We start from the raw sequence: 13403 nt of genomic DNA on the forward strand, positions 1-13403 counted from the left end.
GGGGGCGCGGATCGCCTATTGGTTATATGATTTTTGGGAATAATTTTCGGTTGTTGGGTTGTTTTTTATTGCGTGCCCGTTGTGCGGGGAGTAGTGGTTTTGCCGGTTTTGGCACAACGCGAGTACATGCTTTTGACAAGGCGCAACAGCGCCGGAGAGGTGTTTGAATGAACAAACCGCAACGGGTGACCCTGTTCATGCAGTGCATCGTCGATTCGTGCTTTCCCCAGGTCGGGGAAGCCATGGTCGCGGTCCTCGAACGGCAGGGGCTCACCCTCGAATACCCCGCGGACCAGACCTGCTGCGGCCAGCCGGCCTACAACACTGGCTACCGCAACGAGGCCGCCCGCCTGGCCCGCCGCTTCCTCGACGTGTTCGAGGACGCCGAATGCATCGTCTGCCCCTCGGGCTCCTGCGTGCACATGGTCCGTCATCACTACCGGGAGATCTTCGCCGGGGAGCCCAGACTCCTGGCGCGGGCCGAACGGGTGGGAGCAAAGACCTTCGAGTTCACGGAATTTCTGGTCGACGTGCTGGGCGTGACCGATGTGGGCGCCTCATGGCATGGGGACGTGACCTACCACGATTCCTGCCACCTCCTGCGCGGACTCGGCGTCAAGGACCAGCCGCGGGCGCTCCTGGCGGGCGTGCGGGGGCTGAACCTCATCGAGATGACCCGCTCCGACGAATGCTGCGGCTTCGGCGGCACCTTCTCGGCCAAGTACCCCGAGATCTCCGAAGCGCTTCTGGAAACCAAGCTGGCCAATATCCAGGCCACCGGTGCCGGGGCCGTGGTCGGCTGCGACATGGGGTGCCTGATGCACATGCAGGGCATGATCCGCCGCCGCGAGCTGCCCATAACCGTCCACCACATCGCCGAAATCCTGGCCGGGAGGCAGTGACATGCAAAGCTCCTCTCCGCTGAAATACAGGGAACTCGCCGCCGGCGCCGTCAAGGACTCGCAGTTGCACCGGGCGCTGGGCATGATGCGCGACAAGGTCGGTCGCAATGCCGTGAACCTCTACAACCAGATCGCGCCAGGGCAGGACTCGCGCCGGGCCGCCAAGGCCGTGCGCGGCAGGATCGTCGACAACCTCGACGTGGTCCTGGAGACCCTGTCCGAAAACATCCGGGCCAGAGGAGGGCAGGTCTTCCTGGCCGACACCGGCGCCGACGCCGTCGAGTACTGCCTGCAGGTCGCCCGCCGCCACCAGGTCCGCCGCGTGGTCAAGGGCAAGTCCATGCTGAGCGAAGAGATCTGCCTCAACCCCGCCCTGGAGGCCGCCGGCATCGAGACCGTGGAGACGGACCTGGGAGAGTACATCGTCCAGCTCAAGGGCGAGGCCCCTTCGCACATCATCGCCCCGGCCATCCACTACACCCGCGACCAGGTCGGCGCGCTCTTTGCCGAAAAGCTCGGCGAGCCCTACACCGACGACCCGCCCAGCCTGACAGCCATGGCGCGAAAGGCCCTGCGCGAGAAGATGCTGACCGCCGACATGGGCATCTCCGGCGGCAACACGGCCTGCGCCGAGACAGGCCACGTGACCATCGTCTCCAACGAGGGCAACATCCGCATGGCCTCGACCATGCCCCGCGTGCACATCGTGCTCCTGGGCATCGAGAAGATCGCCGCCACCCTGGAGGACCACGACATCCTCCTGCGCATGCTGACCCGCGCTGCTGCCGGACAGAAGATCTCCACCTACATCAGCTACGTCGGCGGGCCGCGCCTGCCCGAGGAACCCGACGGGCCCGAGGAGTTCCACCTCGTCCTGGTGGACAACGGCCGCACCCGCATCCTGGCCGACCCCGACTTCCGGGAGGTCCTGCACTGCGTGCGCTGCGGCGGCTGCCTCAACGTCTGCCCCGTGTACCTGCACGTCGGCGGCCACAGCTACGGCTCGCCCTACTGCGGCCCCATCGGCGCCGTATTCACGCCCCTGACCCGAGGCATAGGCGAATGCAGCCACCTCTGCCAGGGCGAAACCCTGTGCGGCGCCTGCAAACAGGTCTGCCCCGTGGACAACGACCTGCCGCGCATGCTCTCCCTGCTGCGCGCCAAACTGGCCGACGGCGACCCCAAATGGGACGTGCGGCCCCAAAGCGGGGCGGCCAAGCTGGCCTTTGGAGCCTGGTCCGCCGTCATGAGCCGGCGCGGGCTCTACGACGCTCTGCTGGGCCTGGCGCGTCTGGGACAGCGCCTGCTGCCGCGGCGCAACGGGTGGATCACCAAGCTGCCCGGACCGCTGGGAGGATGGACCCGGGGGCGCGATTTCCCGCCCCTGGCCGCAGAAAGTTTCGGCGAAAGATGGGCCCGGCGCAACCGGGACGGGAGGGACGCATGAACCCCATCATCGAACGGGTCCGCAAGGCCCTGGGCGTCCAGGCCGGCGACGGCCGGGAGAGGATCGTCTTCGCCAAGAGCGAGGGCTTCGTGAACTGCGCCGAGGCCCCTGTCGCGGCCGAGGAACGGGCCGGTTGGATGGACGGCATTCGGGCCGAGGCCAAGGCCCTGAACCTGCAGGTCCACGAGTGTCCGGACCTGGCCGCCTGCGGCGCGGCCATCGCGGCCCTGGCCGCCGAGCGGAGCCCGGAGTGGGGCACGGTGAAACAGATCATGCGCTGGAGCGACCCGCTGCTCGAAAGCCTGGAACTCGAAAAGCTGCTGCCGGCCGACATCGCCGTCAAGGTCGTGCCCGAGGCCGACAGCTTCGCCGAGAGCGCGCGTGAGGACTTCCGCCGCGAAGTCATCGCCTCGTACATCGGCATCACCACGGCCGACTACCTCCTGGCCGACACCGCCTCCATCGTGCTCCTGGGCGGCAAAGGGCGGGCGCGCTCCGTGTCCTTGGTGCCGTCCATCCACATCGCCGTGGTCCCGGCTGGGCGCATCGTAGGCTCCTACAGACGGATGCTTTCCAGCCTGAACGCCCGGACCCTGCCGTCCCACGCCACGGTCATCACCGGCCCGAGCAAGACGGCCGATATCGAGGCCACCCTCGTGCACGGCGCCCACGGCCCGCGTGAGATGCACCTCTTCGTGGTCGGCGCCGCTCAGTAGGGGCCGAACCTTCGGGAACAAAGCCCGGACGCATCGCCGCAAGGCCATGCGCCCGGGCTTTTCTTTTTCCGGGTTTGCTGGGATACCTGACGTTCAAAAGGGAAGGTGCCATGGAACGAGAGAGCGTATTCACGGCCGCGGACGGCGCGCGCATCGCCTACCGCATCACGCGGGCCGGGGCGCCGCGACGGACCGTCGTCCTGCTGCACGGCGTGGCCAGCAACATGACCAGATGGTGGAATTTCGTGGGCGGCACGCGCCTAGCCGACGGCTGGGACATCCTGCGCCTGGACCTGCGCGGCCACGGCGGGTCGCTCTATCGCGGCCGGGTGGGCATGGACGTCTGGAGCGCCGACCTCGCCAGCCTGCTGCGTCACGAGGGCATCGAACAGGCGGAGGTGGTGGGGCACTGCCTGGGCGCCAATCTCGCTCTGTGGTTCACGTGGCTCCACCCCGGCCTGGTTTCGGGGCTGGTGCTGATCGAGCCCATGTTCCGCGCCGCCATCACCGGGCAGATGACCCGCGTCCTGCACCTGCGCCCCGTGCTGGCGGCCATTGTGCGGCCCTTGTTGGCCCTGGCGGCCGGGGGCGTTCACCGGGGCAGCCTGCCGCCCCTGGATCTGGCCGAACTGGACCAGGTCGCCTACGCGGCCATGGCCCGGACGAACGGCTCGTTCCCGACCAAGCGCTTCTCCTCGCCCGTGCACGAACTGCGCATCCTGCCCACGGTCGTGTACCTGCAGGACCTCCTGGCCGTGACCGACCCGCTGCCGGACCTTTCGGCCATCCACGCTCAGGCCCTGGCCCTGCTGTCCAGAGGCGGCATCTTCGGCGACCCCGGCATGACCGTCCGCTGTCTGGCCGCGCTGCCCGACTGCCGCGTCGAGCGCCTCGACGCCGTGCACTGGATTCCGACGGAGCAGCCCCGGGCCATGCGCGAGGCCATCGATCGCTGGTGCGGCCGGCACGGGTGAAGGACTCCGAAATTCGCTTGCAGCGCGTGTGCGGCCGCCTACTTCCCGGCAACGAATCCGTTCAGAAAATCCACGATCTCCGCTTCCGTCTCGTCCCGCAGCATGCTCTTGTAGATATGAGCGTGGGGGATGACCGTGCGGCCCTTGTCCGAATACCCGTAGCTCAGGATCACGACCTGTTTGCGCCCGTACTTCCCCTCGATCTTGTTGGCGACGACCACCTCGCCGTTGACCCGGATGAATTCGGACTCCAGAAGCTGCGCCTCCTTGAGTCCGTAGTCTTCCACCAGCTTCCTGTAGATGTCCGTCATCGGGACGGCCTGGTCGTAGGAGAAGATCTGCGCGTTGGTGAACCTGCGGGCGTTGAACTCGATGCGCGAGCCTTCATCGCTCTTCACGGTCCACAGGCGCCTGTCGTAGTAGAAGGACGTCCCGGTCCCGGCGATGGACACCCTGTCGACGGCGTCTTTGGATTTGAAGCGTTCCTCCATGTACGCCTTTTCGGGCGGGATGGGCTTGCCGGGAGGCACTGCGGGCTTGGGGGCGCATGAGGCCAGAAACATGACCAGGAGTGCGTAAAGAGCGTATTTCATTTTCGTACCTCCTTGGGATGGGCTCGTCCGCCCGCGGGCACGGTATCCTGAGCGGTCGGCTTGGACAATGCTCAGGCCGGACGCCTGTACACCGCGAAGAAGTGCGGCACGGGCGGGTTTTGGTGGTCGTCGTAGGCCAGAAAGTGTACCTCCGTCAGACCGGCGCGCACGAAACCGTCGATCTCGCGGCGGTCCAGGGCGATGGGGAAGGTCTGCGAGTTGTCGTAGCTCTCGCGGCTGCGGCAGGACACGACGACCTCGCCGCCGGGTACTGCCAGTTCGGCGATGGCGTTCAGGGCTCTGCGCCGGTTGTCGCCCGTGAGAATCTGGATGGTGTTGCACTCGTAGACGAGATCGAAGCCGCGCCGCCACGGCGTGGGGTGGTCGAAGAGATCGGCCACGACATACTCCACGGAACTGTCGGGATAGCGCCTGCGGCACATCTCGACGGCAGACGGGGAGATGTCGAACCCGACAACATCATAGCCCCGCTCCCGCAAGGCTTCGGCGTCGTCGCCCAGCCCGCACCCGACCACCACGGCCCGTCGTCCGGCCGGAGCGGGGTGCGCGTCGAGCCAGTCGAGAAGCAGGGGGTTGGGCTCCAGGTCGGCCCAGTAGATTTTTTCGATTTCGCCGCCCGCCCGGGCATAGAACTCCTCGAACCATCCATCGGGATCGCCCTTGTCGGCGTAGGCCTTGGCCAGAAGTATCGTCGCTGTTTTCGGGTCGCTCATGGGTTCCTGCGGGTGCTTAGCCGGTGAAAGTCCTGCATTCGCAATAGTACACAAGCGGCAAAGAGCAAAGCTCGGGGGCCTTCGAAGAAGATTTTTCAGCATGGCGGAAAAGTCTTTGACAACGGACGGCCGTCCCTATAGAGACAGTTTCTCGTTGGACGGGACAGGGCGGTTAGCTCAGCTGGGAGAGCGTCGGCCTTACAAGCCGAATGTCATAGGTTCGATCCCTGTACCGCCCACCACGAAGACCATGCGGGGTCGTAGTTAAGACGGTTATAACGCCGGCCTGTCACGCCGGAGGCCGTGGGTTCGAGTCCCATCGGCCCCGCCATAGAAATCAAGAGCTTGAGGTTGCAAAACTTCAAGCTCTTTTTCTTTTGTGGGTTGGGGAAGAGGATAATGGACGAGATGGACGTTATGGACGAGATGGACACTGGCGGGTGATCAGCGCAAAGGCTTTCGTCCATGTGGTCCATAACGTCCATCTCGTCCATTCAGTCCATTTTCCCTTTTCTTCTTCTCTGCGCTGATCGCACGCGGTAAAGGCGCTCCGTAAAACCGCCTTCTTCCGCGAAGGCCTGGGCCAAGGCGGCCAGTTGGCGATCCAGCAGGGCGCAGGTTACTCCGATGAGGGTCAGGGCCGCGTTGGCTGCGATTTCGGGGTAGCCCGGTGCCGCTGCGTTGCTGCAGGCGCCGTGTCGCTCTGCCCGCAGCGCATCGTCCCGAACTCCCCGGACCCAGTCGGCCACTTCGTCGGCGTTCCGGCAGCGCCGGGCCATCAGGGAGGCGCGACACGGGTCGGCGGCGGGCCACATGGGCAGGTTGCGCTGGCGCAGAAAGTCCTCGTAATCGAGGCGCAGTTCCTCCAGGCTGGCCCGGGCCACGCTGGTCAGCTTGAGTTCCGTCTTTTTCGAGGTCCCGCTGGCCGCGCTGCCTTCGGCGATGTTCTGCACCCCGCTGCGAGCCGCCTGAACCATCTGGTCACGGGTACGGCTGCCGGATGGGATATAGCGCTCGCAAAACCGCACCGTGACGTCGTAGCACAACCTTGCCAGCTGAAAGCTCTTCAGCTTCCTGTACCCGCCATGCCTGGCAATGATCGGCTCCACCGCACCCCCTCCCGTTTCAAGCAATTCGCCCGCCGTCCATAACGTCCATCCCGTCCATAAAGTCCATTCCTACCGCCCCCCATTTCCCAATGAATGCACATAAGCACGTACCGGCGCAAAGCATTCAAGCCGGGAGAGATTCACGCTCCCGGCTTGAATGCTTTGGCCCTCACGAAGACGGGGCCCTCACCGTTGATCGAGCCGGCCAGCCCCAGCTCGCGATGTCAGCTTTTCTGCATCTGGCTGATGAATTGTTCGGCTTCGGAGATGGAGCGCTCCATCTGGGTGATGAGGGAACTCACGTCGCGCTGGACCGTGGCGAGTTCTGTCCTGATGGCGGCGACGGCGCGAGCGTTCAGGTTGTGCTTGAGGAACAGGGCCTGGTCGCGCAGCACGTCGAGGACCGGCGGCATGGTTTTTTCGGCTCTGCGCATGGCCGCGAGCATTTTCTTGTACTCGATCTGGGTGGCGCGCAGCTGGTTGGCGCTCTGATTGCGGAGGTTCGCGTTGGAGTATTGGGAGAGCTCCTGTTGCCATTCCGCAAACAAGGCCTCGGCCACCTCCTCGACCTTGTCGATGCGGTGGGAGACCGTGTCCGCCTGATCCCTGCAGGTTTCGTACGACGCATTGAGACGGTCGTAGGCCGTCTGGAGCTCTCCGCCGTCGAAGTTGACGACACTGGCGAAGCGCTCGAGGGCGCTGGCGAACTCTTCCTTGGCCTCGGCCTGGGAGTCGCGGGCTTCCTCGACGCGGTCGACGAGAATGTCGCGTTTGTGCACGCCCACCTTTTCCATGGCGTTGAAGTAGGCCTTTTGGCAGGAGGCGATGGACACCACGCAGAGCAGGAGCATGATCGACTTGATGAGCTGGGGCATGGGAGCCTTCCTTTGCTTTCCGGGTAAAAAAATATCGCAAAAATAACCCGCCATCGGCAAATTGCCAAGCATATTATTCCGAAACCATTAAGGAAATGCCATTGCCAAGCCGAGCTGCTTCCATGGAGGGGCGCGCCGTCGCCTGTCGTCCGTACATCCTGTTCGCTACTCGCGCAGTGCCTGCTCTTCCGTTGGCATTGCCCCAATCCACGCCCCGGCCGGGCCTGAAACTTGGTTCGTTCTATAGTTTATTTTTGTTGATAACCATTACTAAATAAATTATGGTTTTAAAAAAACCGATAATTTCATTGGATGCATGTCTGACAGCAACAGACTGCCGTGTAGGACATTCTCGCCGTAAATATGCAACTAATTGAAATTTTGAAATAAAATTATTACATGATATTCCATCAGGAAAGAATTTTGATCCTATAACGCTGCTCAATCAATGGCCGCTTTACGTCTTGAGTCTTGAATTTGAACATTTGAGCGTGGCTGATCCGTGCCTTCCTGTAACCGGAGCAATGCCGTGAAATGTGTCGATACGATACGGTGCGTCTGAGATGGCGACTTTTATTCCTGAATGTGGTATCCGTTCTCAGAATTTCTAATTTCCAGCAGGTTGCGAACGGCCATCGTGACGACCGCGTCGATGCCTTTCCACTTTTCGATAAAGCAGATCACAGTGCAAACCCGAACCTGAAAGGAGAACGACCATGAGCGAAGGCAAGTGCCCCGTGACGGGAAAGACCAACCCCGCAGCGTCCGGACGCGGCAGGATGAACCGCGACTGGTGGCCGAACCAGCTTAACCTCGGCATTCTGCACCAGCATTCGTCCAAGTCCAACCCCATGGGGGAGAAGTTCAACTACGCCGAGGAGTTCAAGAAACTCGACCTCACGGCCGTGAAGAAGGACCTCATCACCCTGATGACCGACTCGAAGGAATGGTGGCCTGCAGACTGGGGCCACTACGGGCCGCTCTTCATCCGCATGGCCTGGCACAGCGCGGGCACCTACCGCACCGGCGACGGCCGCGGCGGGGCGGGTTCGGGCTCCCAGCGCCTGGCGCCCCTGAACAGCTGGCCCGACAACGTCAACCTGGACAAGGCTCGGCGGCTGCTGTGGCCCATCAAGCAGAAATACGGCAAAAAAATCTCCTGGGCCGACCTCATGGTCCTCGCCGGCAACTGCGCCATCGAGTCCATGGGCCTCAAGCCCTTCGGCTTCGGCGGCGGCCGCGAGGACGTCTGGGAGCCGGAGCAGGACATCTATTGGGGTTCCGAGAGCGAATGGCTGGGCGACAAGCGCTACTCCGACGAACGCGACCTGGAGAACCCCCTGGCCGCGGTGCAGATGGGGCTCATCTACGTCAACCCCGAAGGCCCGAACGGCAACCCCGACCCCGTGGCCTCGGGCCGCGACGTCCGTGAGACCTTCGCGCGCATGGCCATGAACGACGAGGAGACCGTGGCCCTGGTGGCCGGCGGACATACCTTCGGCAAGTGCCACGGAGCGGGGCCGGCCACTCATGTCGGCCCGGAGCCCGAGGCCGCGCCTCTGGAGGAGCAGGGCCTGGGCTGGAAGAGCTCCTTTGGCAGCGGCAAGGGCGGCGACGCCATCGGCAGCGGCATCGAGGGCGCCTGGAAACCCAACCCGACCACCTGGGACATGGGCTACCTCAAGGTCCTGTTCAAGTACGAGTGGGAGCTGGTCAAGAGCCCGGCCGGGGCGAACCAGTGGCTGGCCAAGGACGTGGAGCCCGAGGACATGGTCGTCGATGCCCACAACCCGTCCAGGAAGGTCCGGCCCATGATGACCACGGCCGACCTGTCCCTGCGCTTCGACCCCATTTACGAGCCCATTTCCAGGCGCTACCTTGAGAACCCCGCAGAATTCGAAGACGCCTTCGCCCGTGCGTGGTTCAAGCTGACGCACAGGGACATGGGCCCGCGTTCGCGCTACCTCGGCCCTGATGTCCCGGCCGAAGAGCTGATCTGGCAGGACCCGGTGCCCGCCGTGAACCACAAGCTCGTCGACGACAAGGATGTCGCCGATCTCAAGGCCAGAATCCTGGCTGCGGGGCTGACGGTCCAGCAGCTGGTCCTTACGGCCTGGGCCTCGGCCTCCACCTTCCGCGGCTCCGACAAGCGCGGCGGCGCCAACGGGGCGCGCATCCGCCTGGCGCCCCAGAAGGATTGGGATGTCAACCAGCCTGCGGAGCTTAAGGCCGTGCTGCAGTCCCTCGAAAAGATTCAGCAGGAGTTCAACGCTGCCCGGACCGATGGCAAGAAGGTCTCCCTGGCCGACCTCATTGTCTTGGGCGGGTGCACGGGCATCGAGCAGGCCGCCAGGAACGCCGGCCACGACGTGGCCGTGCCCTTCGCGCCCGGCCGGACCGACGCCACCCAGGAACAGACCGACGTTGAGTCCTTCACCGTCCTCGAGCCTATGGCCGACGGCTTCCGCAACTACCTCAAGGGCCGGTATTCGATTTCGGCCGAGGAACTGCTGGTCGACCGGGCGCAGCAGCTGGGTCTGACCGCGCCCGAGATGACGGTGCTCGTTGGCGGCATGCGCGCCCTGAGCGCCAACTTCGGGCAGTCCCCGCACGGCGTCTTCACCAGCCGCCCCGGAACGTTGACCAACGACTTCTTCGTGAACCTGCTGGACATGGCCACGGAATGGAAGCCCGCGCCGGGGGCCGAGGGCGTGTTCGAGGGCCGCGACCGCGCCACGGGCGCTCTGAAGTGGACCGGCACCCGCGTCGACCTGGTCTTCGGCTCCAACTCGCAGCTGCGGGCCGTGGCGGAAGTGTACGCCTGCGCGGATTCGCAGGAGAAATTCCTGCAGGACTTCGTGGCCGCGTGGGACAAGGTCATGAACCTCGACCGCTTCGATCTCGCCTGATCACGTCACCATGACAAGCGGCCCGGCGAAAGATGCCTTTCGCCGGGCCGTTTTTGTCACCGTCCCTTTCCGTTTCGAGGAGAATCCGGTCTGTCCGTCCCGAAATTCAGGGTTGCGAGCCGATTCCCCGCAGGTCGATCTTGTCTCCTGCTGCCACGCCCCTGCGCGCGAACCATCCTTCGTTCATTTCCAGAACGAACGAGGCCGGCTCGGGCGAACAGTGGGCCTGCGTTGTCAGCGGCTCCATGTCGGCAAAACCCAGGATGCGGCCGCCGCCATCGAGGAATGCCGCCGTCAGCGGGATAAGAGTGTTCTGCATCCACATGCAACGCACCCGCGGGAAATCGTAGACAAAGAGCATGCCTTCGTCCTCGGGCATGTGCGCACGGAACATGAGGCCGGTCTGGCGGGCTTCGTCCGTCCCGGCGACCTGGACCTGCACGGCGTGGCCGCCGATGATGATGTCCCCGCGGGGGAGACCCAGTTGCGGCTGTCCTGCCGTCGCCTGGCCCTGGGCTCCGGCGCTCGACAGCGGCAGCAGCAGGGCAAGAACGAGGCATGCGATGGCGAGTCTGGTCACGTGTTCCTCCCGAAATGTTCGGGCCCACCGTCCGGCTGGTGGGGAATGGACCGCCGCGCTCAGGAGCGGGGCTGAAGATTGAGCAAAGGTAGATGCTTTCCGGCGCAGGCGCAATGGTCCTGGGGGTCAGAAACGGAAAGGGTGATCGGGGCCTGCCGGCCGGGATCACCCTGACGTGGTTCGAAGGAATGTCGTTGGTCTTTACCAGGTGCGCACGGGGCCCGTGTCCACGTGGACGAAACCGTCCCGCGGGTAGTAGCCCACGCCGCCCTTGCGCAAGCCCTTGGCCGCGTCGCGCAGGTCGGCCAGGGACACGCCCGGGATGTTCAGGTCGATGGCCTTGCCTTCCATGTGCAGGCTTTTCTTGGCCACGCCGCCATGGCCTTTGCGGCGAAGTTCCGCATTCGTGTCGGCGGTGCGGAAGGCCGAGATGACCTCGATGGGCCGCTTGCTGTCCAGGGTCAGCCGGAGGCGGTAGAGGAGGTCGAAAAGCCGGGGGTCCATGTGGCCGATGCGGCCGGAATAGTGGTCGCGGAGAAAGGCGTTCAGCTTGGCCAGTGAGTCGGGCACGTAGCGGTCACCCACGGCGTAGACGATGTCCAGGCTTTTGCCGGTGTGGGTGTGCTCGAAGCAGAGGCGGCGCGACTTCGGCTGGACGGCCATGGCGGCCGCGGCCAGCGCGGAGGGCGACAATGTGACGGCGGCGCCGGCCACCGCCAGCCTGGCGAGGCTGCCTAGGAAATCACGGCGGGAATGCGTCATGTGTTTCACGGGAGCCCTTGTGTCCCAAAAAAACGCAGAGGTCAAATCCCCCGGTTCGCCGTGTCCTTGATCCCGCGCAAGGCCCGGTCCAGCAGCCTGTCCTGGCCGTAGACGTCGGCGAAGAAGAGGATCTGCCCGTCGTCCCGGACCTTAACCGTCTTGTAGGCGATGACGACCCTGACCGGTTCGCGCAGAGACAGCGTGTAGGCCTCGCCGGAATCCATGGCCGCCATGATGCGCGCCTCATCCCATTCGGGCTGGTTGCGGAGCACGAATTTCGCAAGCTCCACCGGCTGCTCGACGCGCACGCAACCGTGGCTCAGATCCCGGCGATAGCGCTCGAAGAGGCGGGGCGAGGCCGTGTAGTGGAGATAGATGCTGTCTTTGTTGGGCATGACGAACTTGATGGGGCCCATGGCGTTCTTGGGGCCCGAACGCTGGCGGATACGCATTTCCCCGCGCATGACCGCATCAAGGGATGCGTAGGAGAACTGGCTGATGACGCCGTTGCCGGACACGAATTCAAACCCCTGCCGGTCGAACCGGTTCGGGTAGGCGCGCAGTTCGGGGACGAGCTCCTTGCTGGCGATGGAGTAGGGTACGTTCCAGTACGGGCTGAACTCGATGGCCGTCATCTCCAGGTCGAAGATGGGCGTGCGGTTGTCCGGAGCGGTGCCGGTGATGACGCGCATGCGGGTCTTCAGCTCGATCTCGTCGCCCTTGACTTCGTAGGCTTCCAGATAGTTTTCGGGCACGTTGACGACGATGACCCGCGGCGCTTTCAGCAGCGGGGTCCAGCGCAACCGCTCCATGGTCAGCTCGATCTGCCGCACGCGGGCCGCCGGGGCGACGTCCAGGGCGGCGATGGTCTGCCGGCCGATGACACCGTCGGGTTCCAGCCCGTGGCGCTCCTGGAAGGCCATGACGCCTTTGGCCACCTCGCCTGAGTACTGCGTGGAGATGAACGAATCCGCCGGGAGGTCGCCCAGGGCTTCGAGGCGCTGGATGAGCATGGGCAACCCGTCGTAAACCTGCCCGAGTTCGAGCTTCTTGTCCGGGAGCGGAGGCAGCTTGGTTTTCCAGAGGGGGGTCTGGGCCGTGTCCGCCGCGAGCCTGCGGTACTGGGCCAGGGCCTGCCGGAGCTCGGCGTAGAGCGGGAAGGGCGGCGTTGCCTTGGCCACGGCCTCGATCAGCTTCTTCCCGCGGACGGCGTCCCCGAGAACCTTGGCTGCGTCGAAGGTTTTGGCGCTGGAGGAATAGTTCTCGCTTATCAGGCGCGGGTCCACCTGGCCGTAATGCAGGTCCGAAAGGTAGCGGCGCATGGCCGCTGCAAGGTCCTTGTCCAGCCGGCTTCGCGCCTCGTCCGTCCAACCCGGGTCCCTGTCGGCGGCCGCCACGTCCCTCCCGAGTCTCCCGGCATCGTAATTCGCCGGGTCGAGCCCATCGTCCGCGGCATGGGCCAGAATGCCCACGGCCTGCCGGGCCTGCTCCGTTGGCCGCCCCTGGTCGAACCAGAGCAGCCCGTCGGCCGCGAAAGCCGTCGCGCAGAAGGCGAGTGCCAACAGCAAAGAGCAGGACAGCAGGAAACACGGGGGTACAGTGACACGGGATAAGCGAAATGCGGTCTTCAAACTGGCGGCTCCAAACCGGGCTTCGCGAAACGCGTCGTCATCCGGGGATTGGGTGGTAACGTTTCTTGATATGTAGGTATTTTTTTGAGGAAGGGCAATCGGCCAGAACGGGGGGGGCCCGTCATGGGCGCGTCGCAGGACAGCCCTCGCAAGTCAGAACGCAACCGGAAG

At 64.5% G+C, this 13403-nt stretch carries 12 protein-coding genes and 2 tRNA genes; 7 read left to right on the plus strand and 7 right to left on the minus strand.

Annotation, left to right across the window (positions count from 1 at the left end):
* Positions 1-167: 167 nt before the first annotated feature.
* From ACYQ3G_RS10560 to ACYQ3G_RS10575, 4 genes are all read left to right on the plus strand, one after another.
* Positions 168-902, plus strand: coding sequence for a (Fe-S)-binding protein (locus ACYQ3G_RS10560; protein WP_459825676.1), 735 nt, complete (start codon positions 168-170; stop codon positions 900-902).
* Between the two features lies 1 nt (position 903).
* Positions 904-2349 carry a LutB/LldF family L-lactate oxidation iron-sulfur protein gene (locus ACYQ3G_RS10565; protein ID WP_459825678.1) on the plus strand — a complete coding sequence of 482 codons (1446 nt, stop codon included), beginning with the start codon at positions 904-906 and terminating at the stop codon, positions 2347-2349.
* Positions 2346-3065, plus strand: coding sequence for a LutC/YkgG family protein (locus tag ACYQ3G_RS10570; RefSeq protein WP_459825680.1), 720 nt, complete (start codon positions 2346-2348; stop codon positions 3063-3065). Before ACYQ3G_RS10565 ends, ACYQ3G_RS10570 begins: the two co-directional genes overlap by 4 nt.
* A 110-nt stretch (positions 3066-3175) precedes the next feature.
* A complete protein-coding gene (locus ACYQ3G_RS10575; RefSeq protein ID WP_459825682.1) occupies positions 3176-4039 on the plus strand; it encodes an alpha/beta fold hydrolase in 864 nt (287 codons plus the stop codon).
* 38 nt (positions 4040-4077) lie between these two features.
* On the opposite strand, the gene ACYQ3G_RS10580 is transcribed toward ACYQ3G_RS10575, so the two are convergent.
* Positions 4078-4632 (minus strand): hypothetical protein, encoded by a 555-nt coding sequence (locus ACYQ3G_RS10580; RefSeq protein ID WP_459825684.1) that lies wholly within the window; start codon positions 4630-4632, stop codon positions 4078-4080.
* 71 nt (positions 4633-4703) lie between these two features.
* A complete protein-coding gene (locus tag ACYQ3G_RS10585) occupies positions 4704-5366 on the minus strand; it encodes a class I SAM-dependent methyltransferase (RefSeq protein ID WP_459825686.1) in 663 nt (220 codons plus the stop codon).
* A 166-nt stretch (positions 5367-5532) separates the two neighbouring features.
* Between ACYQ3G_RS10585 and ACYQ3G_RS10590 the strand changes: the two genes are divergently transcribed.
* Positions 5533-5608 (plus strand) — tRNA-Val (locus tag ACYQ3G_RS10590).
* Between the two features lie 12 nt (positions 5609-5620).
* A tRNA-Asp gene (locus tag ACYQ3G_RS10595) sits at positions 5621-5697 on the plus strand.
* A gap of 163 nt (positions 5698-5860) precedes the next feature.
* Here ACYQ3G_RS10595 and ACYQ3G_RS10600 read toward each other — a convergent pair.
* On the minus strand, positions 5861-6475 hold the full coding sequence (locus ACYQ3G_RS10600; protein ID WP_459825688.1) for a four helix bundle suffix domain-containing protein: 615 nt from the start codon (positions 6473-6475) through the stop codon (positions 5861-5863).
* Between the two features lie 224 nt (positions 6476-6699).
* Positions 6700-7350: a DUF2959 domain-containing protein gene (locus tag ACYQ3G_RS10605; protein ID WP_459825690.1), complete on the minus strand. Its 651-nt coding sequence runs from the start codon at positions 7348-7350 to the stop codon at positions 6700-6702.
* Between the two features lie 716 nt (positions 7351-8066).
* Between ACYQ3G_RS10605 and katG the strand changes: the two genes are divergently transcribed.
* Positions 8067-10259 carry a catalase/peroxidase HPI gene (gene katG, locus ACYQ3G_RS10610; RefSeq protein WP_459825692.1) on the plus strand — a complete coding sequence of 731 codons (2193 nt, stop codon included), beginning with the start codon at positions 8067-8069 and terminating at the stop codon, positions 10257-10259.
* Between the two features lie 106 nt (positions 10260-10365).
* Here the strand turns inward: katG and ACYQ3G_RS10615 are convergent, their stop codons facing one another.
* The 3 genes from ACYQ3G_RS10615 to ACYQ3G_RS10625 all read right to left on the minus strand — a co-directional run bounded on the left by ACYQ3G_RS10615 (position 10366) and on the right by ACYQ3G_RS10625 (position 13169).
* A complete protein-coding gene (locus ACYQ3G_RS10615; protein ID WP_459825694.1) occupies positions 10366-10839 on the minus strand; it encodes a DUF192 domain-containing protein in 474 nt (157 codons plus the stop codon).
* A gap of 201 nt (positions 10840-11040) precedes the next feature.
* Entirely contained in the window at positions 11041-11601 is a 561-nt protein-coding gene (gene mepK / locus ACYQ3G_RS10620) for a peptidoglycan L,D-endopeptidase MepK (protein WP_459825696.1), read from the minus strand.
* Between the two features lie 41 nt (positions 11602-11642).
* Positions 11643-13169: a L,D-transpeptidase family protein gene (locus ACYQ3G_RS10625; RefSeq protein WP_459825698.1), complete on the minus strand. Its 1527-nt coding sequence runs from the start codon at positions 13167-13169 to the stop codon at positions 11643-11645.
* Between the last annotated feature and the right edge of the window lie 234 nt (positions 13170-13403).

The sequence above is a fragment of the Desulfomicrobium salsuginis genome (assembly GCF_054657795.1).

Bases quoted from the DNA above. Each gene is read 5' to 3' on its own strand.
- ACYQ3G_RS10560 (WP_459825676.1), top strand. From the start codon at position 168: ATGAACAAACCGCAACGGGTGACCCTGTTCATGCAGTGCATCGTCGAT.
- ACYQ3G_RS10570 (WP_459825680.1), top strand. From the start codon at position 2,346: ATGAACCCCATCATCGAACGGGTCCGCAAGGCCCTGGGCGTCCAGGCC.
- ACYQ3G_RS10565 (WP_459825678.1), top strand. From the start codon at position 904: ATGCAAAGCTCCTCTCCGCTGAAATACAGGGAACTCGCCGCCGGCGCC.
- ACYQ3G_RS10575 (WP_459825682.1), top strand. From the start codon at position 3,176: ATGGAACGAGAGAGCGTATTCACGGCCGCGGACGGCGCGCGCATCGCC.
- ACYQ3G_RS10580 (WP_459825684.1), bottom strand. From the start codon at position 4,632: ATGAAATACGCTCTTTACGCACTCCTGGTCATGTTTCTGGCCTCATGC.
- katG (WP_459825692.1), top strand. From the start codon at position 8,067: ATGAGCGAAGGCAAGTGCCCCGTGACGGGAAAGACCAACCCCGCAGCG.
- ACYQ3G_RS10585 (WP_459825686.1), bottom strand. From the start codon at position 5,366: ATGAGCGACCCGAAAACAGCGACGATACTTCTGGCCAAGGCCTACGCC.
- mepK (WP_459825696.1), bottom strand. From the start codon at position 11,601: ATGACGCATTCCCGCCGTGATTTCCTAGGCAGCCTCGCCAGGCTGGCG.
- ACYQ3G_RS10605 (WP_459825690.1), bottom strand. From the start codon at position 7,350: ATGCCCCAGCTCATCAAGTCGATCATGCTCCTGCTCTGCGTGGTGTCC.